28 protein-coding genes are annotated in these 25,075 nt (G+C 72.1%); 25 read left to right on the top strand and 3 right to left on the bottom strand.

Features of this window, described 5'->3' with window-relative positions; genetic code table 11:
• Positions 1-20: 20 nt before the first annotated feature.
• Genes rpsP through trmD form a run of 4 tightly spaced genes read left to right on the top strand, consistent with a single transcriptional unit; the run spans position 21 to position 1,946 of the window.
• Positions 21-428 carry a 30S ribosomal protein S16 gene (gene rpsP / locus QOL16_RS10365; protein WP_065961987.1) on the top strand — a complete coding sequence of 136 codons (408 nt, stop codon included), beginning with the start codon at positions 21-23 and terminating at the stop codon, positions 426-428.
• A gap of 4 nt (positions 429-432) precedes the next feature.
• The gene (locus QOL16_RS10360) at positions 433-669 is read left to right on the top strand and encodes an RNA-binding protein (RefSeq protein ID WP_065961989.1); all 237 of its coding nucleotides are present in this window, start codon (positions 433-435) and stop codon (positions 667-669) included.
• 37 nt (positions 670-706) lie between these two features.
• Positions 707-1,249 (top strand): ribosome maturation factor RimM, encoded by a 543-nt coding sequence (gene rimM, locus QOL16_RS10355; protein WP_083394991.1) that lies wholly within the window; start codon positions 707-709, stop codon positions 1,247-1,249.
• A 7-nt stretch (positions 1,250-1,256) separates the two neighbouring features.
• Complete coding sequence (trmD, locus tag QOL16_RS10350) at positions 1,257-1,946, top strand: tRNA (guanosine(37)-N1)-methyltransferase TrmD (protein ID WP_071284065.1); 690 nt, start codon at positions 1,257-1,259, stop codon at positions 1,944-1,946.
• Between the two features lie 145 nt (positions 1,947-2,091).
• On the opposite strand, the gene map is transcribed toward trmD, so the two are convergent.
• Positions 2,092-2,880: a type I methionyl aminopeptidase gene (gene map / locus QOL16_RS10345; RefSeq protein ID WP_065962033.1), complete on the bottom strand. Its 789-nt coding sequence runs from the start codon at positions 2,878-2,880 to the stop codon at positions 2,092-2,094.
• A 168-nt stretch (positions 2,881-3,048) separates the two neighbouring features.
• On the opposite strand from map, the gene rplS reads away from it, so the two are divergent.
• From rplS to QOL16_RS10300, 9 genes are all read left to right on the top strand, one after another.
• Positions 3,049-3,405, top strand: coding sequence for a 50S ribosomal protein L19 (gene rplS / locus QOL16_RS10340; RefSeq protein ID WP_065961995.1), 357 nt, complete (start codon positions 3,049-3,051; stop codon positions 3,403-3,405).
• 198 nt (positions 3,406-3,603) lie between these two features.
• Positions 3,604-4,350 (top strand): signal peptidase I, encoded by a 747-nt coding sequence (gene lepB / locus QOL16_RS10335; protein ID WP_071284062.1) that lies wholly within the window; start codon positions 3,604-3,606, stop codon positions 4,348-4,350.
• A complete protein-coding gene (locus tag QOL16_RS10330) occupies positions 4,347-5,051 on the top strand; it encodes a ribonuclease HII (RefSeq protein ID WP_083394107.1) in 705 nt (234 codons plus the stop codon). Before lepB ends, QOL16_RS10330 begins: the two co-directional genes overlap by 4 nt.
• A gap of 185 nt (positions 5,052-5,236) precedes the next feature.
• The gene (locus QOL16_RS10325) at positions 5,237-5,560 is read left to right on the top strand and encodes a DUF2469 family protein (protein WP_065962000.1); all 324 of its coding nucleotides are present in this window, start codon (positions 5,237-5,239) and stop codon (positions 5,558-5,560) included.
• Positions 5,561-5,674: 114 nt separating this feature from the next.
• The gene (locus QOL16_RS10320) at positions 5,675-6,025 is read left to right on the top strand and encodes an Lsr2 family protein (RefSeq protein ID WP_065962001.1); all 351 of its coding nucleotides are present in this window, start codon (positions 5,675-5,677) and stop codon (positions 6,023-6,025) included.
• A 153-nt stretch (positions 6,026-6,178) separates the two neighbouring features.
• Positions 6,179-6,547, top strand: a complete 369-nt coding sequence (locus QOL16_RS10315) for a YraN family protein (RefSeq protein ID WP_065962003.1) — start codon at positions 6,179-6,181, stop codon at positions 6,545-6,547.
• Entirely contained in the window at positions 6,544-8,064 is a 1,521-nt protein-coding gene (locus QOL16_RS10310; protein WP_083394990.1) for a YifB family Mg chelatase-like AAA ATPase, read from the top strand. Before QOL16_RS10315 ends, QOL16_RS10310 begins: the two co-directional genes overlap by 4 nt.
• On the top strand, positions 8,061-9,374 hold the full coding sequence (gene dprA, locus QOL16_RS10305) for a DNA-processing protein DprA (protein ID WP_071284059.1): 1,314 nt from the start codon (positions 8,061-8,063) through the stop codon (positions 9,372-9,374). The genes QOL16_RS10310 and dprA overlap by 4 nt, the downstream gene beginning before the upstream one ends.
• A gap of 27 nt (positions 9,375-9,401) precedes the next feature.
• Positions 9,402-10,331, top strand: coding sequence for a tyrosine recombinase XerC (locus QOL16_RS10300; protein ID WP_065962006.1), 930 nt, complete (start codon positions 9,402-9,404; stop codon positions 10,329-10,331).
• A 97-nt stretch (positions 10,332-10,428) separates the two neighbouring features.
• Here QOL16_RS10300 and QOL16_RS10295 read toward each other — a convergent pair whose 3' ends face one another.
• Positions 10,429-11,064, bottom strand: coding sequence for a murein hydrolase activator EnvC (locus QOL16_RS10295; RefSeq protein WP_175473075.1), 636 nt, complete (start codon positions 11,062-11,064; stop codon positions 10,429-10,431).
• Positions 11,065-11,319: 255 nt separating this feature from the next.
• Between QOL16_RS10295 and QOL16_RS10290 the strand changes: the two genes are divergently transcribed.
• The 10 genes from QOL16_RS10290 (at position 11,320) to QOL16_RS10245 (ending at position 20,071) form a co-directional block, all read left to right on the top strand.
• Complete coding sequence (locus QOL16_RS10290; RefSeq protein ID WP_065962008.1) at positions 11,320-12,762, top strand: sugar porter family MFS transporter; 1,443 nt, start codon at positions 11,320-11,322, stop codon at positions 12,760-12,762.
• Between the two features lie 286 nt (positions 12,763-13,048).
• Positions 13,049-13,945, top strand: coding sequence for a 30S ribosomal protein S2 (gene rpsB / locus QOL16_RS10285; RefSeq protein ID WP_065962010.1), 897 nt, complete (start codon positions 13,049-13,051; stop codon positions 13,943-13,945).
• An 80-nt stretch (positions 13,946-14,025) separates the two neighbouring features.
• The gene (tsf, locus tag QOL16_RS10280) at positions 14,026-14,853 is read left to right on the top strand and encodes a translation elongation factor Ts (RefSeq protein ID WP_065962012.1); all 828 of its coding nucleotides are present in this window, start codon (positions 14,026-14,028) and stop codon (positions 14,851-14,853) included.
• Positions 14,854-15,008: 155 nt separating this feature from the next.
• Positions 15,009-15,728 carry a UMP kinase gene (gene pyrH / locus QOL16_RS10275; RefSeq protein WP_065962014.1) on the top strand — a complete coding sequence of 240 codons (720 nt, stop codon included), beginning with the start codon at positions 15,009-15,011 and terminating at the stop codon, positions 15,726-15,728.
• A 47-nt stretch (positions 15,729-15,775) separates the two neighbouring features.
• Entirely contained in the window at positions 15,776-16,330 is a 555-nt protein-coding gene (frr, locus tag QOL16_RS10270) for a ribosome recycling factor (protein WP_065962015.1), read from the top strand.
• Positions 16,330-17,325 carry a phosphatidate cytidylyltransferase gene (locus tag QOL16_RS10265; protein WP_071284055.1) on the top strand — a complete coding sequence of 332 codons (996 nt, stop codon included), beginning with the start codon at positions 16,330-16,332 and terminating at the stop codon, positions 17,323-17,325. Before frr ends, QOL16_RS10265 begins: the two co-directional genes overlap by 1 nt.
• Positions 17,326-17,444: 119 nt before the next feature.
• On the top strand, positions 17,445-18,002 hold the full coding sequence (locus QOL16_RS10260; RefSeq protein ID WP_065962019.1) for a DivIVA domain-containing protein: 558 nt from the start codon (positions 17,445-17,447) through the stop codon (positions 18,000-18,002).
• 60 nt (positions 18,003-18,062) lie between these two features.
• Positions 18,063-19,019, top strand: a complete 957-nt coding sequence (locus QOL16_RS10255) for a lytic transglycosylase domain-containing protein (protein WP_254780225.1) — start codon at positions 18,063-18,065, stop codon at positions 19,017-19,019.
• A gap of 12 nt (positions 19,020-19,031) precedes the next feature.
• Positions 19,032-19,334, top strand: a complete 303-nt coding sequence (locus QOL16_RS10250; protein ID WP_071249163.1) for a hypothetical protein — start codon at positions 19,032-19,034, stop codon at positions 19,332-19,334.
• Complete coding sequence (locus QOL16_RS10245; RefSeq protein ID WP_071284051.1) at positions 19,331-20,071, top strand: alpha/beta hydrolase; 741 nt, start codon at positions 19,331-19,333, stop codon at positions 20,069-20,071. Before QOL16_RS10250 ends, QOL16_RS10245 begins: the two co-directional genes overlap by 4 nt.
• A 129-nt stretch (positions 20,072-20,200) precedes the next feature.
• Here the strand turns inward: QOL16_RS10245 and QOL16_RS10240 are convergent, their stop codons facing one another.
• The gene (locus tag QOL16_RS10240; RefSeq protein ID WP_071284047.1) at positions 20,201-22,069 is read right to left on the bottom strand and encodes a hypothetical protein; all 1,869 of its coding nucleotides are present in this window, start codon (positions 22,067-22,069) and stop codon (positions 20,201-20,203) included.
• 205 nt (positions 22,070-22,274) lie between these two features.
• Here QOL16_RS10240 and QOL16_RS10235 point away from each other — a divergent pair, with 205 nt between their 5' ends.
• Together QOL16_RS10235 and QOL16_RS10230 are read left to right on the top strand one after the other, a co-directional pair.
• Positions 22,275-24,008 (top strand): hypothetical protein, encoded by a 1,734-nt coding sequence (locus QOL16_RS10235; protein WP_071284044.1) that lies wholly within the window; start codon positions 22,275-22,277, stop codon positions 24,006-24,008.
• Positions 24,005-25,021, top strand: coding sequence for a tetratricopeptide repeat protein (locus QOL16_RS10230; RefSeq protein WP_071284042.1), 1,017 nt, complete (start codon positions 24,005-24,007; stop codon positions 25,019-25,021). Before QOL16_RS10235 ends, QOL16_RS10230 begins: the two co-directional genes overlap by 4 nt.
• The last annotated feature ends 54 nt before the right edge of the window (positions 25,022-25,075 follow it).

Here is a 25,075-nt window from a genome sequence, read left to right as displayed (position 1 = left end):
ATCACGCAACAGGAGTAATTGTGGCTGTCAAGATCCGTCTCAAGCGCCTCGGCAAGATCCGTGCGCCCTACTACCGCATCGTCGTCGCCGACTCGCGCACCAAGCGCGACGGTCGTGTGATCGAGGAGATCGGTCAGTACCACCCGACCGAGGAGCCCTCGGTCATCAAGATCGAGTCCGAGCGTGCGCTCTACTGGCTCGGCGTCGGCGCACAGCCGACCGAGCAGGTCGCGGCGCTCCTCAAGCTCACCGGCGACTGGGGCAAGTTCAAGGGCGAGGGCAACACCGAGTCCACCGTCAAGGTCGCCGAGCCGAAGCAGGCCTTCGTCGCGGACACCGCCAAGAAGGCCGTCCTCAAGCCGAAGTCGGAGAAGACGGCACCCGCCGCCGCTCCGGCCGACGACGCCGCCGAGACGACCGAGGCCTGATTCCTTGCTCGAATCCGCGCTGACGCACCTCGTCAAGGGGATCGTCGATCACCCGGACGACGTGCGCGTCGCCAGCTCCACCTCCGCGCGGGGCGAGGTCCTCGAGGTGCGTGTGCACCCCGAGGACCTCGGCCGCGTGATCGGTCGTGCCGGTCGCACCGCGAAGGCGCTCCGCACCCTCGTCTCGGCGCTGGCCGACGGCAAGCGGGTGCGCGTCGACGTGGTCGACTCCGATTCCTAGGGAGACGACCATTCCCAGCGAGACGACCCAGCTCCGGGTGGGGCGGATCACGAAGGCGCACGGGCTCAAGGGCGGCATCAAGCTCGAGCTCTACACCGACGACCCGGACCGTCGGTTCACCCCCGGAGCGGTCTTCACGCTCCAGGTCCCGGCGGAGTCCCCGTGGGCAGGCAAGACCCTCACGCTGGACGAACTCCGCTGGTACAACGGTCACCCGGTCGCCTTCTTCGAGGGTGTCGAGGACCGGACCGGTGCCGAGACGCTCGCCCGCGCGATCCTCTGGATCGAGCAGGACGCCGACTCCGACACCGGTGAGGACGACGCCTGGTACGACCACCAGCTCGTCGGACTCCGCGTGCTGCGGGACAGCGTCGAGGTCGGCACCGTCGCACGCGTCGACCACCTGCCGGCGCAGGACCTGCTGGCGATCGACACCCCCGACCGCGGCGAGGTGCTCGTGCCCTTCGTGGCAGCGATCGTCCCGGCGGTCGACATCGCCGCAGGCACCGTCACGGTGACCCCGCCCACCGGTCTGTTCGAGGACCCGGAGGACACGTCCCGTCCCGAGACGGTCTCGTAGGCACCGCGTGCGCATCGACATCGTCACGATCTTCCCGGAGTTCTTCTCCGTGCTCGACGTCTCCCTGCTCGGCAAGGCCCGCCAGGAGAAGCTGCTCGACGTGCACGTGCACGACCTGCGGCACTGGACGACCGACCGGCACCGCACCGTCGACGACACCCCGTACGGCGGCGGCGCCGGCATGGTGATGAAGCCCGAGCCCTGGGCCGAGGCCCTCGGGTCGGTCCTCCGCGAGGACGGCTCCTCCACGCTCGTGGTCCCGACGCCGGCCGGCACGCCCTTCCGGCAGTCGATCGCCCGGTCGCTCGCCGAGCACGAGCACCTCGTGTTCGCCTGCGGGCGGTACGAGGGCATCGACGCCCGGGTGTTCGAGTGGGCGTCGACGCGGGCGACCGTGGTCGAGCTCTCACTCGGCGACTACGTCCTGAACGGCGGCGAGGTCGCGGCCATGGCCATGATCGAGGCCGTCGGTCGACTCGTCCCCGGCGTGGTCGGCAACCCGGAGTCGCTCGTCGAGGAGTCCCACGAGGACGGCCTGCTCGAGTACCCCTCGTACACGAAGCCGGCGGTCTGGCGCGACCTCGCGGTCCCGGACGTCCTGCTCAGCGGACACCACGCGCGCGTCGCCGCCTGGCGGCACGAGCAGCAGGTGGAGCGGACGCGTCGCGTCCGGCCCGACCTGCTGCCCGACGCGTAGGGCGCGGTCCCCGCGACACGACGGACGGGAGGCGCGGTGCCGGCCGGCACCGCGCCTCCCGTCCGTCGTGTGGTGCGTCCGTCGTCCGCCGCGTCTGCCGCGTCCGTCGTGTCCCGCCTCGGTCGCGTCGGTCGCGTCCCTCGCGTCAGCTCGACGCGTCGCGCTGTGCGCGCCGGAGGGTGAGGACCTCCGGTCCGGCCTCGGTGACGGCCACGGTGTGCTCGACGTGCGCGGCCCGGGAGCCGTCGACGCTCCTGAGCGTCCAGCCGTCGGCGTCCTGCACGAGCTCGTCGGTGCCCTGCATGAGCCAGGGCTCGACCGCGACGACGAGGCCCGGGCGGAGCTTCAGGCCGCGACCGGGACGCCCGTCGTTCGGGACGTGCGGGTCGCCGTGCATCGTGCGACCGACGCCGTGGCCGCCGAACTGCGTGTTCACGGCGAAGCCGGCGTCCTTCGCGACCCGGCCGATCGCGTACGAGACGTCGCCGAGCTTGTTGCCCGGCCGGAACTGGTCGATGCCGGCCGCGAGGGCCTGCTCGACGGTCGCGACGAGCCGCTGGTCCTCGTCGCGCGGCGTGCCGACCTGCACGGTGACGGCGGAGTCGGCGACCCAGCCGTCGACGCTCGCGGCGAAGTCGAGGCTCACGAGGTCCCCGTCCACGAGCACGCGGTCGTGCGGGAGGCCGTGCAGCGCGGCGTCGTTCACCGAGGTGCACAGGTTCTTGCCGAACGGCGAGTTGCCGAACGAGGGGTGGTAGTCGACGTAGCAGCTGACGGCGCCCCGCTCGGCGATCATCCGCGCGGCGACGCGGTCGAGGTCGAGCAGGTTCACGCCGACGTCGACGGTCGTGAGCAGCTCGTCGAGGACGTCGGCCACGAACCGGCCGGCCACGCGCAGGCCGTCCAGCTCGGCGGGGGTGCGGAGTTCGATCATGGTCACCATCCTGCCCTGGTTGGTGCGATCACCGGACCTGTGGCAGGATGGGTGGCTGTGCCCTGGCTGGACTCTGCCACGGGGGAGTCGCCGACACCGGGCACACCACCATCTTTCCGAACATCGATCCGCGGCGACCCGTGTGCGTCCGCAGAGAGTGAACCGCTCATGAGCCAGCTCCTCGACAACGTCGACGCAGCATCGCTGCGTACCGACGTCCCCGACTTCCGCGCGGGGGACACCGTCAAGGTCCACGTCAACATCGTCGAAGGCACGCGTTCGCGTATCCAGGTCTTCCAGGGCGTCGTCATCGGCCGTCAGGGTCACGGCATCGGCGAGACCTTCAAGGTCCGCAAGGTCAGCTTCCAGGTCGGCGTCGAGCGCTGGTTCCCGGTGCACTCGCCGATCATCGACCACATCGAGATCGTCACCCGCGGTGACGTCCGTCGCGCCAAGCTGTACTACCTCCGCGAGCTCCGCGGCAAGGCAGCCCGCCGCAAGATCAAGGAGAAGCGCGACGCCTGATCGCCTTCACAGTGAGGCCCGCGAGCCGGGTACGCTGCGAACCCCTCGTCCATGTACGGTTGTGCATCGGCGGGGGGTTCACCCTTTCCCGCACCCGTTCCCGGGGGTGGGCACCGCATGCTCCTGGTGAGCGTGGTCGAGCGTCCGGTCCGGGCGCGGTCGCAACGCTCCACGTGAGCGCGGAGAACGAGAGCAGGAATGACGGACACGACGCAGGAACCGGGGCGCCGCCCGCGATCCGACAAGAAGGCGAACGGGGTCCTGACGTTCCTCCGTGACCTCGTCATCATCTTCCTCGCCGCGCTGCTGGTGTCGTTCCTCGTGAAGACGTTCCTGATCCGGTCGTTCTACATCCCGTCGGCGTCGATGGAGAACACGCTCCAGATCAACGACCGGGTGATCGTCAACGAGCTCGTCCCGGACGCCGTACCACTGAAGCGCGGCGACGTCGTCGTGTTCAAGGACCCGGGCGGCTGGCTCGCCGGGGCCGACGTGCCGAGTGTCGCGCCGACGACGCAGCCCGCGAAGGCGATCGACTGGTTGCTGACCCAGGTGGGCCTCGGCACCGGCGACAGCGACGACCACCTCATCAAGCGCGTCATCGGGCTGCCCGGCGACAAGGTGTCGTGCTGCAACGACCTCGGTCAGATGTCCGTGAACGGCGTCCCGATCAAGGAGCCGTACCTGAAGCTCCCGCTCGGTGAGACGCGCGCATCCGGCACCGACTTCTCGGTCACCGTGCCGAAGGGCACCATCTGGGTCATGGGCGACAACCGCTTCGACTCGAAGGACTCCCGCTACAACGGCGACACCCCGTCGAAGGGCTTCGTGCCGTTGTCCGACGTCACCGGGCGCGCCTTCGTGATCTCCTGGCCGACGAGCCGCTGGACGTGGCTGGACGACTACCCCGAGGTCTTCGCCGGCGTGGAGGAGCGCGACCGGTGACCGCCGTCCGGCCGTCGCTCCGGTTCGAGAAGCGGCTGCTCGGGGAAGGCCGCGTCACGGTGCTCGGCATGGACGAGGTCGGCCGCGGGGCGATCGCCGGGCCGGTCGCCGTCGGGGTCGCCGCCGTGACGCTCGACGTCGGGCGCGTCCCGCAGGGGCTCGCCGACTCGAAGCTGCTCAGCGCCGCACGTCGCACCGAGCTGGTGCCCGTCGTCCGTCGCTGGGCGCGCACGGCGGTCGGGATGGCACCGGCGGAGGTCGTGGACCGGCAGGGCATCGTGCCCGCGCTCGGACAGGCCGGTGCGGCGGCGATCGCCGACCTCGTCGCCGACGGGCTGTCCCTCGACGGAGCCGTGGTGGTGCTGGACGGGTCGTTCGACTGGCTGACGCGTGCGGTGCCGCCGTCGCTCACCGCCGGCCGGCCGCTCGACGTCGTCGTCCGGGTCAAGGCCGACCGGGACTGCGCCTCCGTCGCCGCGGCGTCCGTCGTCGCGAAGGTCGAGCGGGACGCGCTGATGACCGCCGCGCACGCGGATGCTCCGCACTACGCGTGGGCGTCGAACAAGGGCTACGGGTCGGCTGCGCACTACGACGGCATCCGTGCCGTCGGGGTGCACGCGCTCCACCGGACCAGCTGGCTCCACCAGGCGTCGGCGGTGGCGCTCGACGGGTTCGAGGAACTCGACGCGGTCGGTCGCTGACCGGGGCCGACGCGCGCGTCCGTGTCGCCGGGGGACCGGGTGCGACGCACGGGTCCGTGTCGCGGGAGGTCCGGGTGCGACGCACGCGTCCGTGTCGCCGCGGGACCGGGCGCGACGCACGCGTCCGTGTCGCCGGAGGTCCGGGCGCGACGCACGCGTCCGTGTCGCCGTAGAATGGGTGCGCGATGGATGACGACGAATTCGACGACTACGACCGTGAGGTCGAACTGGCCCTGTACCGGGAGTACCGCGACGTCGTGTCGCAGTTCCGCTACGTGGTCGAGACCGAGCGGCGTTTCTACCTGGCGAACGAGGTCGACCTCGTCCGCCGTGACACCGAGCACGACTTCTACTTCGAACTGTCGATGAGCGACGTCTGGGTGTGGGACGTCTACCGTTCCGACCGTTTCGTGAAGTCCGTCCGGGTGTTGACGTTCAAGGACGTGAACGTCGAGGAACTCACCTCGCGGGAACTCGAGCTGCCGAAGGAACTCGCGCTCGACGAGTGATCGTCGTTTTCCCCGTGCATTCTTTCTGCGTCATCCGGCGGAGTGGTCTGCGCATTCCGGTGACATTCCCGCTAACCTGACGTGGACACCCGTCCCCGCAACCAGGAGCAGACAATGGCACAGAAGGTCACCGTCCAGCTCGTCGACGATCTCGACGATTCGCCCATCACCGACGGACAAGGCCGCACGGTCGAGTTCTCGTTCGACGGTTCGCACTACGAGATCGACCTCTCCGACGACAACGTCGACAAGTTCCGCGAGGCGATCTCCGACTACGTCGCGGCGGCCCGCAAGGTCTCCGGTCGTCGTTCCGGTGGCGCGTCGACGCCGAAGTCCGCTCCCAAGCGTGGCAATTCCGAGGAGCTCGCGAAGATCCGGGAATGGGCGAAGGAGAACGGGTACGAGGTGTCGAGCCGCGGTCGTATCTCGACCCAGGTGCAGGAAGCGTACGCAGCCGCGCACTAGTCGCGAGCGCGTGTGAGCCCCGGGTGACCATCGGTCGCCCGGGGCTTCGTCATGCCTCCACAAGCCCGAGAATTGTCGGCACTGTCCACAGGGCATTCCGGGTGTCCCGCGACTCCGCCCGACGGCGTCATCCTTCCGGCAGGAGGTGGCGACATGGACGGATCGACAGGACGCCGCGGTGCGCTCGGAGCGACGGGCGAGCGGCTCGCAGTGGAGTGGATGGAGGCGAACGGCTTCCGGGTGGTCGACCGCAACTGGCGGTGCCGCACGGGTGAGGTCGACGTGGTGGCCTGGCACGGCGACACCCTCGTCTTCGTCGAGGTGAAGACGCGGGCCGGGACGTCGACGGGGCACCCGTTCGAGGCGATCACCCCGGCCAAGACGGCGCGGCTCCGGCAGCTCGTCGGGCGCTGGTCGGCGGCGCACCCGGAGGTCTCCGCGCCGGCCGTCCGCATCGACGCCGTGGCGGTGCACGTGGACGGTCCACGGCACGGGATCGAGCACGTGGCGGGTCTGCTGTGACCGGGATCGGGCGCGCCTCGGCCGTCGCGCTGCTCGGGGTGAGCGGTCGCCGCATCGAGGTCGAGGCCCACCTCACGAGCCAGCTCCCCGGGTTCAGCATCATCGGGCTGCCGGACACGTCCCTCGGCGAGGCACGCGAACGGGTGCGGGCGGCCGCGGCGAACGCCGGGGCGCCGCTGCCGGCGCGGCGGATCACGGTGAACCTGACCCCGGCGGCGATCCCGAAGCGCGGGTCCGGGTTCGACCTGGCCATCGCGATGGCGGTGCTCGCCGGGGCCGGTGTCGCGCCGGACGTGCACGAACGGATCGTCTACATCGGCGAGCTCGGCCTCGACGGTCGGCTGCGGCCCGTCCCCGGGGTCGTGCCGATGTTGCTCGCGGCGCGGGAGTCGGGTGCCGAACGGGTCGTCCTGCCGACGGGGAACCTCGACGAGGCCCGGTTCGTGCGCGGCGTCGCGGTGCACGGGGTCGACTCGCTCCGCGCGGCCGCGATCGCGGCGGGGGCCGCGCTGCCGAGCGTCGAGGTGGATCCCGTCCCGAGCCCGAGCGTCACCACCGAGCAGCTGCCGGTCGCCGAACTGGCGGACGTCGTCGGCAACCCGACCGGCGTCCGCGCCGTGGTGGCCGCTGCCGCGGGTGGCCACCACGCGCTGCTGCTCGGACCACCGGGAGCCGGCAAGACGATGCTCGCGGAGCGCCTGCACGGGATCCTGCCGGACCTCGACGACGAGGCGGCGCTCGAGGTCGCCGCCGTCCGCTCCGTCGCCGGTCACGGAGCGGCGTCGTGGACCACCCGTCCGCCGTGGGAGGCACCGCACCACTCCGCCTCGGCGGTGTCGCTCATCGGCGGGGGGAGCGGCACCGTCCGACCGGGGGCGGTGTCCCGGGCGACCCGTGGCGTGCTCTTCCTGGACGAGGCGCCTGAGTTCCCGCGGGCGGTGCTCGACGCGCTGCGGCAGCCCCTCGAGTCGGGCACGGTCACCGTGCACCGAGCGGTCGGCGCCGCGGAGTTCCCCGCGCGGTGCCAGGTGCTGCTCGCGGCGAACCCCTGCCCGTGCGGCAACGCGGGCCAGGGGACCCTGCCGTGCGAGTGCTCACCGGCGGCCGTGCGGCGCTACCTCGGGCGGATGTCCGGGCCGCTGCTCGACCGGATGGACATCCGCGTCCGGGTGCCCCGCGTGACCACGGCGACGATCCGGAGCGGGGACGGCTCGACGCCGACCACGGCCCGGGCACGCGCGGACGTCGAACGGGCGCGCGCGGTGATGGCCGAGCGGCTGCGGGGGACCGGGTGGTCGCGCAACGCCGAGGTGTCCGGAGGGTGGTTGCGGCAGCCCGGCCACTCGGAACCCGGGGCGACCGCCGTGCTCGACCGGGCGCTCGACCTCGGGACCCTGACGATGCGCGGGTGGGACCGGACGATGCGGCTCGCGTGGACGCTCACCGACCTGCAGGGCGCTGAGCGCCCGTCGGACGTGCACGTCGGCCAGGCCCTGGCGCTCCGGAGCGCCCTGTGAACGGGGCGGGCGGTCTGCTGGACCTCGCCGGGGCCGTGCTCGACGGCGGGCTCGACCAGGTCGACCCCGCCGAGGCGGCGGCGCGTGTGGCGTGGTCGACGCTCGTCGAGCCGGGCGACGGGCTCGCCGGGGGCCTCGTCGCCGGCGTCGGTGCCGGTCGTTCGCTGCTCGCGCTGCGCGCCCGCTGCGAGGCGGGTCCGGGGAACGGGTCGGACGGCTCCGACGACCTGCTCGCGCTCGCGCTGGACGCGCAGGTCCCCGGGTCGGAGGACCCCGTCGCCTACGCCGATGCCCTGGCGTCCGCGGTCGAGCGCTGGGCGCCCCGGGTCGCCGTGCTCGACCCGACCGCCGCGCTCGCGGCCGCTGCCGCCGTCGGCGCCCGGCTGCTGGTGCCCGGCTGTCCGGGGTGGCCGGAGCGCGTCGACGACCTCGACGTGCACGCCCCGGTCGTGCTCTGGGCCCGCGGTCGCCCGGAGGTCGTCCGACCGTCGCTGTCCGTCGTCGGGTCGCGGGCGAACACCGTGGCGGGGGCCGAGGCCGCGGCGGAGATCACCTCCCTCGCCGCCGACGCCGGCTGCTCGGTCGTGAGCGGTGGCGCGTACGGCATCGACGCCGTCGCCCACCGGGTGTCGATCGCCGCCGGTGCACCCACCACCGCGGTGCTCGCGGGCGGCATCGACCAGCTCTACCCCGCCGGCAACGCCGACCTGTTGCGGAACGTCAGCAGGCAGGGCGCCGTGCTCGCGGAGTCGCCGCCGGGGACGCGACCGACGCGCTGGCGGTTCCTGGCGCGGAACCGGCTCATCGCCGCCCTCGGCGACGCGACGGTCGTGGTCGAGGCCGGTGCACGGTCGGGTGCGTTGAACACCGCGCACCACGCCGGGCAGCTCGGACGGCCGGTGTTCGCCGTGCCGGGGGCGTTCTCGTCGTCCGCGTCGGTCGGCTGCCACCGGCTCGTGGCCGACGGGCGGGCACAGCTCGTGGTCCGCCCGGAGGACCCGGTGCGGGCGGTGGTCGAGCCGGCGGTGGGCGGCGGGGCCGTCGGCGGAGGGGCGGTGCACACGCCGGGGCCGCGCGGGCGACCGTCCGGCGACGGTGTGGACGGGGACGGTCGGGCAGCACCGCTCGTCGGTGCGCGGCTCGACGCCGAGGTCCTCCGGGTCCTCGATGCACTCGCGCGGCGCCCCCTGCCGGAGCACGAGGTGGTGGTGCGGAGCGGCATGTCGCCGTCCGAGGTCGCGGACGCCCTCGCGCTCGCCGAACTGCAGGGGCTCGCCACGCACACCGCGTCCGGGTGGGTGCGGGCGTGACCGGGCCGCGCGACCTACGCTGGGCACGTGACCGGGACGGCGGACGGGCGGCTCGTGGCCGCGGTGGAGGTGTTCCTGGAGCACGTCCGGAACGCCCGCGGTCTCAGCGAGCAGACGGTCCGCGCCTACGCGAACGACCTCGACCAGCTCGTCGCCTTCGCCCACGAGCGCGGGGCACGGCAGACCTCGGACGTGACACTCGAGCTCCTGCGGGACTGGCTGTGGGAGGCCGACCAGCGCGGTCTGGCCCGGTCGACCCTCTCACGGCGGTCCTCGTCGGTGCGCGCCTTCACCCGCTGGGCCAGCGAGTCGGGCGTGGTGCCGACCGACGCCGGTGTGCGGCTCCGCGCCCCGAAGCGCGCGGCGCACCTCCCACGGGTGGTGGGCTCCGACCAGGTGCGGCGGCTCCTCGACGGCCTTGCGGTCCGTGCGGCATCGGACGACCCCGGGGCGCTCCGTGACCTCGCGGTCGTCGAGTTGCTCTACGCGACGGCGATCCGCGTGAGCGAACTGGTCGGCCTCGACCTCGGTGCCGTGGACCGGAGCCGCCTGACGGTCCGGGTGCTCGGCAAGGGCGGTCGCGAGCGGGTGGTGCCCTTCGGGGTGCCCGCGAACGACGCCCTCGAGGCGTGGACCGCCCGGGGTCGTCCCGTCCTGGCCGCGCGGTCCGAGAACGCCGGCGACGCACTGTTCCTCGGCGACCGGGGTGGACGGCTCGGCGTCCGGAGCGTCCACCGGACCGTCGCGCGGATCCTCGCCGACCTGCCCGGGGACGGTCCGAGCGGACCGCACACCTTCCGGCACACGGCGGCGACGCACCTGCTCGACGGGGGAGCGGACCTGCGGGCGGTGCAGGAACTGCTCGGGCACGCGAGCCTCGGTACCACGCAGATCTACACGCACGTGTCGTCAGCGCGTCTGCGGGAGGTCTACCGCACGGCGCACCCGCGAGCCTGACGAACGGCGGGCCAGCGAGTCTGACGAACGGCGCACCAGCCAGCCTGGCGAACACACCAGCGAGCCTGAGCGGCACAGCCCGACCCGCGTCTCCGACTCATCCCGGCCACGCGGACTCCGGCAGGAGCACCGGCCACGCCGCCGCCGGCAGGTAGGGCGTCGGGTCGATGTACCGACCGTCCACCCGTGCCCCGAGGTGCACGCACGACGCCTCGGCTGAGCAGTGCCCCACCGCGACCGTGCCGATCGGGGCGCCCCGACGGACCACCTCGCCGACGGCGACGAGCGGGGCGACCGAGTCGAGCGTCGACACCAGCCCGTCGCCGTGGTCGATCGACACGACCCCTCGGCCGGCCACCTGTCCGGCGAACGAGACCACCCCGTCGGCGACCGCGACCGTCTGCGTCCCGACCGCCGCGTCGACGTCGATGCCCCGGTGGCCCGCGGCGTACTCGTCTGCGGGGGCCTCCCACCCGCGCTCGACGACCCGGCCGCCCGTCGGCCACACCCAGGGCGCCTCCGACCGGGTCCCGGCGTCACCGACGACCCGACCCGCGGCCGGCTCCGGGACCGAGGCCGGGACGAGGAGCGAGACCGAGACCGAGACCGAGACCGGGGTCGGGACCGGGTCCGGGGTCGGGACCGAGACCGCGACAGGGACCGGTGCAGGGACCACTGCGACCAGCGCGAGGACCAGTCCGAGGACCGGTGCGACGGGACCTGACGAACGCATGCCCCGAGCGTCGCAGCGGCGTGCATCACCCCGCACCGACGCGAGCCGACCTGTGGAGGGCGAGCCGCGCCTCCCAGCTTGGGGAGGACCGGACACGCGCACCCGATCGACCCGCGCGGCCGGTTGTGCCCCGGGCCCGCTGTGGGGGTACAGTCTGGGTCGCTCCGGAACCACGCAACGCCGCTCGGACGGCGAACCTGCCGACCGCCGGGGCACCGTGCGCCACCCAGCACGGCGGCAAGAACCTGGAGCATCGTGTCGAACACGTCCACCCAGCACGGCGAGGACCGTGCGTTCAAGGGGAAGGTCACCCTGTTCGCCATCGCGGCGGCTGTCGGCGGCTTCCTCTTCGGATTCGACTCCTCCGTCATCAACGGAGCCGTCGACGCGATCAAGGGCGAGTTCGGCCTGACCGAGGCCGCGAGCGGCTTCGCCGTCGCCTCGGCCCTGATCGGCTGTGCCTTCGGCGCCTACTTCGCCGGTCGCCTCGCCGACCGCTGGGGTCGCACGCGCGTCATGTTCTGGGCCGCCGTGCTCTTCTTCGTGTCCTCGATCGGCAGCGCCTTCGCGTTCGCGACGTGGGACCTCGTGGTCTGGCGCCTCGTCGGCGGTCTCGGCATCGGCACCGCCTCGGTCATCGCGCCGGCCTACATCTCCGAGGTCTCCCCGAAGGCCATCCGCGGCCGCCTGGCATCGTTCCAGCAGCTCGCGATCACGCTCGGCATCTTCGCCGCGCTGCTGTCCGACCAGCTGTTCGCCGTCACCGCCGGTGGCGCGTCGGAGCAGGTGCTCGGTCTCGCCGCGTGGCGCTGGATGTTCCTCGTCGGCGTCGTCCCGTCGGTCGTCTACGGCGTCCTGGCGATCACGCTGCCGGAGTCCCCGCGCTTCCTGCTCGCCAAGGGCCGCAAGGAGGACGCCCGTGACGTGATGGGCAAGATCGTCCCGCGCGACACGGTGAACACGAGCCTCGAGGAGATCCAGGACGGCATCGAGAAGGAGGCCAAGGAGAAGAAGGGCTCCATCCGGGGCAACCGCTTCGGCCTGCAGCCGATCGTCTGGGTCGGCATCATCCTCGCCGTCCTGCAGCAGTTCGTCGGCATCAACGTGATCTTCTACTACTCGACGACGCTCTGGCAGGCCGTCGGGTTCAAGGAGGAGGACTCGTTCCTCATCTCGACGATCACCTCGATCGTCAACGTCGCCGTCACCTTCATCGCGATCTTCAGCGTCGACAAGCTCGGCCGCAAGCCGCTGCTCGTCGCCGGTTCCGCGGGCATGTTCGTCTCGCTCACGATGGTCGCGGTCGCGTTCTCGCAGGCCGCGATCGTCGACGGTGCACCGCAGCTGCCCGGCGCGTGGGGCATCATCGCCCTCGTCTTCGCGAACCTGTTCGTCGTGTCGTTCGGTGCGACCTGGGGCCCGCTCATGTGGGTCCTGCTCGGCGAGATGTTCCCGAACCGCATCCGTGCGACGGCGCTCGGCGTCGGCTCGGCCGCGAACTGGATCGCCAACTTCGTGGTCACGATCACGTTCCCGGTGCTCTCCGGCTTCAACCTGACGGTGACCTACGGCATCTACGCGCTCTTCGCGCTCGTGTCCCTGTTCTTCGTGATCGCCAAGATCCCGGAGACGAAGGGTCGCTCGCTCGAGGAGATGGGCATCACGGCCGAGGGCGACACGGTCGACGCCAAGGCCTGACCCACGCCGGTCGCCGGACGGGAGGCCCGGATCACCCACGCCGATCGGCGTGCGTGATCCGGGCCTCCCGTCTGTTAACATGACTCCCGCAGCGCGCTCAGCGCGCTGACTTCGCGCGTCCACTGTGCTCATCCAACGGCACGTCCACCGGCCACCGGTCCCGCTCCCACGAGCGGGCGGCCGTGCGGACAGGGCGCCAGGGGCCCCGACCACCGGTCGGGACCGACAACAACCGCAACCGTGCTCACGGCCCAACAGCCGTGCGCCGAGAACAAGGAGGGACGGCATGGCCGTCGTCACCATCCGCCAGCTGCTCGACAGCGGCGTCCACTTCGGACACCAGACCCGTCGGTGGAACCCGAAGGTGAAGCGCTTCATCCTCGCCGAGCGCTCGGGCATCCACATCATCGACCTGCAGCAGTCGCTGGCCTTCATCGACCGCGCGTACGACTTCGTCAAGGAGACGGTCGCGCACGGTGGCACGATCCTCTTCGTGGGCACCAAGAAGCAGGCCCAGGGCTCCATCGCCGAGCAGGCGACCCGCGTCGGCCAGCCGTACGTCAACCAGCGTTGGCTCGGCGGTCTGCTCACGAACTTCCAGACGGTCTCCAAGCGCCTCGCGCGCATGAAGGAGCTCGAGGAGATCGACTTCGACGACACGACGAAGGGCTTCACCAAGAAGGAGCTCCTCATCAAGAAGCGCGAGCTGGACAAGCTCCACAAGACCCTCGGTGGTATCCGCAACCTCACGCGGACCCCGAGCGCGCTCTGGATCGTCGACACCAAGAAGGAGCACCTTGCCGTCGACGAGGCGCAGAAGCTCGGGATCCCGGTCATCGGCATCCTCGACACCAACTGCGACCCCGACGAGATCACGTACCCGATCCCGGGCAACGACGACGCGATCCGCTCCGTCGGCCTCCTCACCCGCATCGTCGCCGACGCCGCGGCCGAGGGCCTGAAGACCCGCCACAACGGTGGCGACGAGGAAGAGGCCGAGCCCCTCGCCGAGTGGGAGCAGGAGCTCCTCGGTGGCGAGCAGGCCGCTCCGGCAGCCGACGCCGCGCCGGTCGCCGAGACCCCGGTCGAGGAGAACGACGCCGACGCGCAGGTCGCCGCGAAGGAGATCGGCGAGCCGATCGCCGAGGCCGACAAGAACGCCGAAGCCACCCCCGCCGAGTGACATCCGGGGGCGCCGGGCCGGTCGGCTCGGCGCCCCCTCCTTCTCTCTCCACAACTCCAGTCCAGAAAGGACTCCAGCCAATGGCCAACTACAGCCTTGCTGACGTGAAGAAGCTCCGTGAGGACCTCGGGGCCGGCATGATGGACGCCAAGAACGCGCTCGTCGAGGCCGACGGCGACTACGACAAGGCCGTCGAGCTCCTCCGCATCAAGGGCGCGAAGGCCGTCGCCAAGCGCGACGACCGTGCGACCTCCGAGGGCGTCGTCGTGGCGTCGACCGAGGGTGGCGCCGCCACCGTTGTCGAGCTCGCCAGCGAGACCGACTTCGTCGCGAAGAACGAGAAGTTCACCACCCTCGCCGACAAGGTCGTCGCCGCGGTCGCCGCCGCCGGCGCGTCCGACGTCGAGGCCGGCAACGCCGCGCCGCTCGACGGCAAGACGGTCGCCGAGGCGATCGACGAGGCCGCCGCCGCACTGGGCGAGAAGCTCGCGCTCCGCACGGTCACCCGTGTCGAGGGCGACGCCTTCGAGGTCTACCTGCACAAGACCAGCCAGGACCTGCCGCCGCAGATCGCCGTCGTCATCGCCTACTCGGGCTCCGACGCCGCCGAGGCCCGCTCGATCGCGCAGCACGTCGCGTTCGCGAACCCGACGTACCTCACCCGCGACGAGATCCCGGCCGAGGCGATCGAGAAGGAGCGCGCGACCGTCGAGGCGATCACGCGCGAGGAGGGCAAGCCGGAGGCCGCCCTCCCGAAGATCGTCGAGGGTCGCCTCAACGCCTACCGCAAGCAGGTCGCGCTGCTCGAGCAGGACTACGCGAAGGACAACAAGCTGTCCGTCGCGAAGGCCGCCGAGAACGCCGGTATCACCATCCAGGGCTTCGCCCGCGTCAAGGTCGGCGCGTAACGAACCCGTGACGGGGTCAGGAACCGAGAACCGGTTCCTGGCCCCGTTTTCGCGCGCCGAGGGGCGCGCACCCGGCCTGGAGGCGCGACCCGCCTCCGCCGGACCGGCTGCGGCCGGGTAGATTCCCACGAGACATTCGACGAAGGGTGCGCCACATGACGAACGAGAAGACCGGACGCCGCCGGGTCCTGCTGAAGCTGTCGGGGGAGGCCTTCGGAGCCGGGTCGCTCGGGGTGAACCCGGACGTGATCGGCACCATCGCGAAGGAGATCGCCGCGGCCGCCCAGGACGTCGAGGTCGCGATCGTGGTCGGCGGTGGGAACTTCTTCCGCGGTGCCGAGCTGTCGCAGCGCGGGATGGACCGCGGGCGTGCCGACTACATGGGCATGCTCGGGACCGTGATGAACGCCCTCGCGTTGCAGGACTTCCTCGAGCAGGCCGGGGCCGCCACGCGCGTGCAGTCCGCGATCAGCATGACCCAGGTCGCGGAGCCCTACATCCCGCGGCGCGCCGAGCGGCACCTCGAGAAGGGCCGCATCGTCATCTTCGGTGCCGGCGCGGGCCTGCCGTACTTCTCGACCGACACCGTGGCCGCACAGCGCGCGCTCGAGATCGACGCGCACGAGGTGCTCGTCGCGAAGAACGGCGTCGACGGGGTCTACACCGCCGACCCGAAGAAGGACACGAGCGCCGAGAAGCTCGACCACGTGACCTACCAGGACGCCCTGCTGCAGGGGCTGAAGGTCGTCGACGCCACGGCCTTCTCGCTCTGCATGGACAACGGCATGCCGATGCACGTGTTCGGCATGGAGGGCGCCGGCAACGTCGCGGCGGCGATCCGCGGGGAGCGGATCGGCACGGTGGTCAGCAACTGACCCCGGCCGCTGACTAGACTCGACAGCAGTACCGAAGGAGAACCACCGTGATCAGTGATGTCCTGACCGAAGCCACCGAGAAGATGGCGAAGGCCGTCGACGTCGCCAAGGACGACTTCGCGACCGTCCGTACCGGACGCATCAACGCCGCCCTCTTCCAGAAGATCCCGGTCGACTACTACGGCACGCCGACGCCGCTCGCGCAGCTGGCGTCGCTGCAGACGCCCGAGGCCCGCACGCTCATCGTCACGCCGTACGACAAGTCGGCGCTGAAGGAGATCGAGCGCGCGATCGCGACGTTCCCGAACCTCGGCGCGAGCCCGACGAACGACGGCGAGATCGTCCGCGTGACGATCCCGGAGCTCACCCAGGACCGTCGCAAGGAGTTCGTGAAGCTCGTGCGCGGCAAGGGCGAGGACCACAAGGTCGTCATCCGCAACATCCGTCGTCGTGCCAAGGATGACCTCGACGCGCTGAAGGGTGAGATCTCCGACGACGAGATCGCCCGCGGCGACAAGGACCTCGAGTCGCTCACGAAGAAGCACGTCGACCAGATCGACGACGCGCTGAAGAAGAAGGAAGCCGAACTCCTCGAGGTCTGATGCGTCTCCCCGACCCGGGCGGCGACCGCCCCACGCAACCGCGCCCGTCCGCGAAGAAGGGGCTCCGTCAGGACTTCGACGCCCGTGCCCGCGCGGCGCGCGCCGACTTCGAAGCGCAGCTCCGGCAGCGCAAGGCTGAGTTCGGTGCGCGCAACGAGGCACTCACGGCGCGGACCGGGCGGAACCTGCCGGCCGCGATCGCCATCGCCCTGGCGTTCGCGGTCGTCATGCTCGGGTCGCTCCTGCTGTGGAAGCCGTCGTTCATGGTCGTCGCGGCCTTCCTGCTCGGCGTCGCCGTGTACGAACTCGCGAGTGCGATGCGCTTCGCCGGCCGGGACGTCCCGCGCATCCCGAGCGTCGTGGCGGCGGTCGGCATGGTGCCGGCCGCGTTCCTCGGCGGTCAGGTCGCGGCGCTGTTCGCGGTGCTCGGCGGCATCCTGCTCATCGTGGTGTGGCGGCTCGTCGAGGTCGCGGTCGAACGCGAGAAGCCCCCGGCCGGGCACGTCGCGCGGGACCTGACGAACGGGCTGTTCGTCCAGGCGTACATCACGGTGCTCGGCGCCTGCATCGTCCTGCTCTCGGCGCAGCCCCGCGGCGAGCTCTGGGTCATCGCCTTCATCCTCGTCGTCGTGGCCGTCGACACCGGTGCCTACGCGACCGGGCTCAACCTCGGCAAGCACCCGATGGCACCGCGGATCAGCCCGAAGAAGACCTGGGAGGGCTTCGCGGGGTCCGTCGCGGCGAGCATGGTCATGGGCATCCTGGTCGTCTGGCTCATGCTCGGTCTGCCGTGGTGGACCGGCATCGTCCTCGGCGTCCTCATCTCGGGGTCGGCGACGCTGGGGGACCTCACCGAGTCGATGATCAAGCGGGACCTCGGGATCAAGGACATCTCGTCCTTCCTGCCCGGGCACGGGGGACTCCTCGACCGGATCGACAGCATCCTGCCGTCGGCCGCGGTCGCGTACGGGCTGTTCCTCGTCGTCGTGCACTGACGAGCTGCCGCAGGGCTTCGGTCGCGCGCGCACGCGCTCCCCGTGGTCGCGTCGCCGTCGTGCACTGACAGGGTGGCGTGAGGCGCGTCCAGCCAGCCCCATGGTCGAGTGCTGGCAGAATGTCGCCCGTGGCCACCACCTTCCCCACCGCAGACCGGAAAGCCCTCGGGTACGACGTCGACGAGGTCGACCGGTTCCTCGAGGACGCCCGACGCGCGTACACCGCCGCCGACACCGCTCCCGGCATCGAGGCAGCGAAGATCCGCGCGACGGCCTTCTCGATGAAGAAGGGCGGGTACTCGACGGCCCACGTCGACGCCGCCCTCGAACGCCTCGAGGACGCCTTCGCCGCCCGGGAGCGCGAGCGTGAGATCGCCGACGTCGGCAAGAAGGCGTGGTACGCCGAAGCCCGCACCAAGGCCTCGGACGTGGTGGCCCGGCTCGAACGTCCGGACCGACAGCGGTTCGCCCGCACGAGCCCGCTCGGCACCGGCTACCACCCGAAGGACGTCGACGCGTTCGCGCAGCGCCTGGCCGGGTACTTCCGCGACGGCAAGCCGCTGAGCCTCACCGAGGTCCGCTCGGTCGTGTTCCGCCCGAAGCACGGCGGCTACCGCGAAGCGCAGGTCGACGCACTGCTCGACGCCGTCGTCGAGGTCATGCTCGCCGTCCGCTGACGACGCGCTGGCAGGCGGTGCTTCTCATCGCGTGACCATTCCGTTATCCTGGACGGACTCATGGGCAGGCACACGGCAGACCTCAGCGAAGACCGCGGCACCCGCGACCACCTCGACCGTCCGGTCGTCGGTGAGCGCCGCGCGGCACGTGACCGACTCCGCACCTCGGAGCACGCGGTCATCCACACGGCACCGCAGGCCGTGACGGCCTCGATCCCGGCGGCACCCGAGAGCGCACCCGCTCGCAAGGAGCGCACCGCGACCACCGGCTCCGTCCCGCGTACGGTCGTCGACCACCGCGTCGTCGCCCAGCGTCGAGCCACCCCGTCCGCTCGGGTGACCGTGGCACGGACCGCGCCGAAGCGATCGGTCGGGTCGTTCATGCGGTCCCGCGCGACGATCCCGGCGCTGTCCTTCTTCGCGGTCTTCGGGTTCGTCGGCGGCTCGCTCTTCAACCCGATGCAGCCCGACGTCGCCCAGGCCGCGGTCACCGCGCCCGTGCTCGTCAAGGCGCCGGTCGCTCCCCAGCAGTACTCGACGCACGGTACGTACGCCGCGTTCGACGTGTCGCGCGACGAGTACGGCGTCACCGTGCCGGCCCCGAAGGTCGCGGCCCCGCCGGTCGAGGAGACCGACGACGCGACCGACAGCGCCGCGGCGGCGAAGCAGAAGATCACCCCGTCGAACGCCGTCGCACCCGCAGCGGCGACGCCGAACCCGGGCAGCGCGCAGGCCATCGCGCAGCAGCTCGTCGCCGCCCGTGGTTGGGGCTCCGACCAGTACAGCTGCCTCGTCTCGCTCTGGAACAAGGAGTCGGGCTGGCGCGTCAACGCGTACAACCCGAGCGGTGCGTACGGCATCCCGCAGGCGCTCCCCGGCAGCAAGATGGCGTCGGCCGGTGCTGACTGGCAGACGAACCCCGCAACGCAGATCACCTGGGGCCTCAACTACATCTCCGGTGTCTACGGCACCCCGTGCAACGCGTGGGGTCACAGCCAGCGGCTCAACTGGTACTGATCGGTCCCGGGGGTGCCGCGCAGCAACCGACCGCGGCGTCCCCGCGGTGCGGTTCCCGAGCCTGAGGACGAGGTCGGCCTCGACCGCCTGATGTCCGGGTGGAAGCGGACCGAGGTCCGGCGCGGTCGGACCTTCACCGTCCAGCCCGTCTCGGCTGCCTCCGCCCAGAAGGAGTACGTCTGCCCCGGGTGCGGCGGCACCGTCCTGCCCGGGACCGCCCACGTCGTCGTCTGGCGTGCCGACGGCGTCCTCGGCGACGAAGCCGACCTGGCGTCACGCCGTCACTGGCACAACCACTGCTGGAGCATCGCATGAGCACCGAGATCCGGTCCGGGACGGAACTGCCGGCGCAGCGCACCGACGTCGAGCTCGTCACGGACGACCACCTCACCCTCGTCGGGGAACTCGCGGAGCCCCTCGGACGACCCGCCCGTGGGACGCTCGTGACCCTGCACCCGCTGCCGACCGCGCAGGGGTTCATGGACTCGCACGTGCTCAAGAAGGCCGCCGCCCGGTTGCCCGAGCTCGCCGACATCGCGGTGCTCCGGTTCAACTTCCGGTCCGTGACGTCGCCCCGCGGCACCTCCGAGGGCACGTTCGGCGAGGGGGAGTCCGAGGGCTTCGACCTCCGCGCGGCCGTGCACGAGGTCGTCGCCCGGGGGCTGCCGACGCCGTGGCTCGTCGGGTGGTCGTTCGGCACCGAGGTCGCGCTCAAGCACGGGCTCGAACACGTCGCGGCCGGGAACGTCGCCGGAGTGGTCCTGCTCTCGCCGCCGCTGCACCGCACCACCGACGCGGAGCTGGCCCGGTGGGCCTCCGTCGACGTCCCGGTGGTCGCCCTCGTCCCCGAGCACGACGACTTCCTGCAGCCGGACGAGGCGGTGCGCCGGTTCGCCGTCGCACCGAACGTCCGCGTGGTCCCCGTGGCGGGCGCGAAGCACCTGTGGGTGGGGGAGCGGTACGTGCGGACGGTGCTCGACGCCGTCGCCGACCTCGTCGTGCCGGGCAGCGCGCCGCTGCCGACGCACGTCGACGACGACATCGCCCGCTGACGTCCGCACCTGCCTGACGACGGCAGCTGCCCGACGACTCCGCGGACCACGTCGGGACGCGGGCCGGCCTGGAGGCGCGTGGTGCGCCTCCAGGCCGGTCACCGCGCAGCGGCGTCCGTCAGTGGCGCGTCAGCGACCGTCCGCGTCGTGGTCGTGGTCGTGGTCGTGGTCGTGGTCGTCGTCGGTGGCTGCGCCGCCGGTGTCGTCCTGGTCGACCGCGGCCATGAGCCCGGTCGCGTGGGTCAGCACGCCACGCAGGTTCTCGAGGTAGCCCGCCACGGCGTCGCGTTCGGTGCGGATCGCGGCGAGCCGATCCTCGGACTCCGCGACGATCGCGGCGGTGCGCTCCTCGGCGTCGGCCACCATGCGGTGCACCCGTGCCTGCGCGTCGCTGATGATCGTGCGGGCGTGCTCCTGCGCCTCGGCGGTGCTGCTGCGCTCGAGGTCGTCGGCCTCCTGCTGCAGGCGCTCCGCACGCTCCCGCGCCTCGGCGGCGCGGCGGGTGGCCTCGGACAGCTGCAGGTTGGCCTCGTCGAGGTACTTCTGCGTCTCGGCGACCGTCTCGCGGTGCTTCTGCAGGTAGTCCTGCTCGGCGTCGTCGCGTCGGGCGGCGATCTCCGTCTCGAGCGCAGTCGCGGCGTCCTCGCGCTCGCGGGCGATCTCGGCACGCACCTCGTCCCGTTCCTTCGCGAGGACGGCGCGCATCGTGTCGACCTCCTGCTGGAGTGCCGCGCGCTCGGCTTCGAGGTCGGCGAGTTCGGCGCGACGGCGCTCGGCGATCTCGACGTCGACCTCGGTGTGCTCGCGCTCCCGGCGGGCTGCGAGCTCGTCGGCGTGTTCGCGGGCGGCCCGCTCGGTCGCGGCGTCGGCCTCGGCGCGCTCCCGCTCGATCCGTTCGGCGTGCTGCGCGAGCTCGCGCTCGATGCGCTCCGTGGTCTCCTGGACACGCCGGGCGTTCTCGGCCGCGGTCTGCTCCTCGTCGACGCGGAGCTGTGCGCGGGCGGCTGCGAGCTCCTGCTCCAGCGCGGTCCGGGCACCGGCGAGCTCGCGCTCCCACTCGGCCCGGGCGGCCGCGAGTTCCTCGTCGAGGACTCGGCGACGGTCGCCGACCTCGGCGTCGAGCTCGGCGCGGCGACGGGCGATCTCTGACTCGAGCTCGGCGCGGCCGGTCTCGAGCGCCAGGGCGTGCTCGCGCTGCTGCTCGTCGCGCTCACGCTGCCACGCGGCGCGGCCCTCGGTGACCTCGCGCTCGAGTGCGGCGCGGCGATCGGTCTCCTCGCGGTCGAGGTCCTCGGTGCGGCGGGTGTGCTCGGCCTCGAACACGCTGCGGCGGTGCTCGGTCTCGCGGTCGAGCGCGGCGGCGGCGGTCCGTGCGTCGGCGGCGTCCTGCTGCGCTGCCTCGCGGAGCTCGGCGACCTCGTGCTCGACGCGTGCCCGCAGGGCGTTCGTCTCACGGATCGCGACGGAGCGGACCTCGGCCGCCTCGGTCACGGCGGCACCGCGGACGGCTGCTGCCTCGTTTCGGGCGTCCTGGGTCAGCAGTCCGGCCTCGGCGCGGGCGCGCTCGATGGTGTCGGCCGACTCGGCGCGGGCGCGGCTCAGCTCGTCGGTGGCGCGGCTGCGGGCGTCCTCCAGGGTCTCGGAGGCCTCCTGGCGCGCCTCGCGCAGCAGACGGTCGGACTCGGCGCGACTCGCTGCACGGAGTCGCTGCGCGTCGATGTCCGCCTGGCTGATCAGGCGGGTCGACTGCTCCTCGGCGACGCGGAGGGTGGACTCGAGCCGGGTGCCGAGTCCGCTGTACGTCGGCGTGCCCGCCTCGTCCAGCTCGCTCTGCAGGTCGGAGACCCGGGTCTGCAGCAGCCGGATCTCCTTGGCGGCCTCGGCCCGGTCGTTGTTCGACTTGATGAGCTCGCGACGCAGCTCGTTGAGGGCCCGGTCGACGTCGTCGCGGCGGTACCCGCGCAGCTCGGATCCGAACTCGGCCTCGTCGTTCGCCACGTGTCGCTCCTGGGGGTCGGCGGAGGGCCAGCCCTTGGCCCGCGACGATCCTAGCGGCGGTCCGGCGACCCACCCTGAGTCCTCCACAGGGCCTCGTGCCGCCGTCACGACCCCACGGGGATGCGACTTCCAGCGTGCCTCGCTATCCTGAGGCGCTGATTCGCGCGCCGACATCCCCCACCCCGGCGCGGTAGGGAGAAGATCCGTGCGATTCGTCCTGGCGATCGTCAGTTTCGTCATCGGTCTGCTGCTCGTCGGGCTCGCTGTCGGCCAACGCACCGTCTTCGCGCCACCCGCGTCGCTCGTCGCGCAGTCGACCAGCAAGGCCGAGGTCCCGGTGACGGTGATCCCGGGGTCCACGCTCAACGCGAACCCCGGGTACCAGCGCATCAACGTCTCCGGCTCCGGCGACGTGTTCGCCGCGTACGGCCGGACGAGCGACGTCCAGGCCTGGATCGGCGACGCGAAGCACACCACGCTGCGGTTCGACGCCGAGCAGGACCGGCTCGTCGGCAAGACCACCGGCAGCGCCCGCTCCGTCCCGGACCCGTCCGGCAGCGACCTCTGGTACCAGGAGTGGCAGGGCGCCGGGCAGTTCACCGTCCGGCTCCCGTCCGACGTCTCCGTCGTGATCCTGGGCGACGGGTCCTCGGCGGCACCCACCGACGTGTCCGTGACCTGGCCGCGGGACACCGCGACGCCGTCGGTCGGACCGCTCCTGGTGGGCGGCGGCCTGTTCCTGGTCGGCGGGCTCGCCCTGCTCGTCTGGGCGTTCCTGCACCAGCGCCGCGGCCGCGGTCCGCGTCGTCGGAGCGGTGGGTCCCGTCCGCCGCGCGTGCGCGCCTCGCGCCGTGCCGCTGCCGCCGGTGCACAGGTGCCGAGGCCGACTCGACGCGGACGCCGTCCGTTCCTGGTCGTCCCGATCGTGCTCGTCGGTGCGCTCGGCCTCGCCGGCTGTTCGTCGGACTACTGGCCGCAGGGCGGTGGCGCGGCGACGCCGACCCCGAGCGCCTCGGCGACGGCGGCGACCGCGGCAGCCCCGACCGCGGCGTCGAAGCAGCAGATCTCCCGCATCGTCGAGCGTGTGGCCGACGTCGCCGCGAAGGCCGACGCCGCGAAGGACGCGAGCATGCTCGAGTCGCGGTTCACGGGTGCGGCGCTCGACCTCCGCAAGGCGAACTACGCGATCCGCGCCAAGGACGACAAGGCCGAGGCGCCCCCGGCGATCTCCGCGAAGGAGGTCTGCGTCGCCCTGCCCCAGCAGACCGACACGTGGCCCCGCACGGTCTTCACCGTCGTGGCCGAGGACTGCCAGGCGAAGACGGCCCCGCAGGCGCTCACGCTCGTGCAGGCGAGCGCGCGGGACGACTACAAGGTCGCCTACGACGTGTCGCTCGAGGCCGCGGCGCAGATCCCGAGCCTCGCGCCGACGTCGGTCGGGGCCGCCCGGCTCGCCGGCGACACCAAGCTGCTCCGCATCGCGCCGGACGAGATCGCGAAGGCCTACGGGGACGTCCTCGCCAAGGACTCCGAGAGCGACTCCGCGTCGCTGTTCGAGTCGGAGGGCGACGGCCTGCGCTCGACCATCGGCAAGGCGTACAAGGACAAGAAGGCCGAAGGGCTGCCGGACACCGCGAAGATCGAGTACTCGTCCGAGGTCCCCGACGACAGCGCGATCGCGATCGCGACCGACGGAGCCGGTGCGCTCGTGTCCGCCGACCTCGACGAGATCGAGAAGGTCACGCCGACGGCCGCCGGCGCCGAGGTGAACACCCAGGGCGCCGTCCAGGCCCTGTCCGGTGTGAACTCCAGCACGAAGGGCATCAGCGCGACCTACAGCGTGCAGCTGCTCTTCTCCGTGCCCCCCGTGGGCAGTGATGACAAGGTGGTGCTGCTCGGCTTCACGCAGGGCCTGACCGCCGCGAGTGAGGTGCAATGACCAACGTCCCCCCGACCCCGTCCGGTCTCCGCGGAGCCGTCGACCTGTCGTCCCTCGTCGAGCGTGCGCAGCGCCCGGCCCAGAACGCCCCGGGCAGGCCGCCCGCGGGCGCCGGGCAGCCCGTCGCGCCGTCGGCTCCGGGCAGCGACTCCGACCAGGGCACGCCGACGGTCCCGTCGCTCGTCCTCGACGTCACCGACCAGACCTTCCAGGACATCGTGGAACTCTCCACGGTCGTCCCGGTCATCGTCGACATCTGGGCCGAGTGGTGCGGGCCGTGCAAGCAGCTCTCCCCGGTCCTCGAGCAGCTGACGGCCGAGTACGACGGTCGCATCGTGCTCGCCAAGGTCGACGCCGACACGAACCCGCAGCTCGTCCAGGCCTTCCAGGCGCAGTCGATCCCGACCGTGGCCGCCGTCATCGGTGGCCGTCCGCTCGGGCTCTTCGTCGGCGCGCTGCCCGAGGCCCAGGTGCGCGACGTCTTCGAGCAGGTCGTCGCGGCGGCCGAGCAGAACGGTGTCACGGGCCGCGTGCGCGTGGACGGCCAGTCCGCCGTCGAGGGCGGAGCCGAGCCGCAGGGCGACGCCGAGCCGGAGCCGCTGCCCCCGCACCACCAGGCCGCGTACGACGCCATCGAGCGTGGTGACTACGCCGCGGCGGTCCAGGAGTACAAGACCGCGATCGCGCAGGACCCGAACGACCAGATGGCCGTGGCTGGCCTCGCGCAGGTGTCGCTGCTCGACCGTCTCGCGGGCCGGTCGGCCGACGAGGTCCGGAGCGCAGCCGCCGCCGGACCGCAGGACGTCGAGGCGCAGCTCGCGGTCGCCGACCTGGACATCAGCGGCGGACACGTCGAGGACGCCTTCGGACGCCTGCTCGACCTGGTGCCGACGGTGTTCGGGGCCGAGCGCGAGGCCCTCCGACTCCGGCTCGTCGAGTACTTCGAGCTCGTCGGGGTCGACGACCCCCGGGTCGTCGCCGCACGCCGGCGTCTGGCGAGCGCCCTGTACTGATCGGCCGAGCGCACACACGAGACGCCCCCGGGAGCGGGGGCGTCTCGTGTTCCC

It is taken from the genome of Curtobacterium sp. MCBA15_004 (genome assembly GCF_001865055.2).
Taxonomy (GTDB): domain Bacteria; phylum Actinomycetota; class Actinomycetes; order Actinomycetales; family Microbacteriaceae; genus Curtobacterium.
Note: the sequence above shows the minus strand (reverse complement) of the source record. Positions and strands in the feature narration are given on the sequence as shown.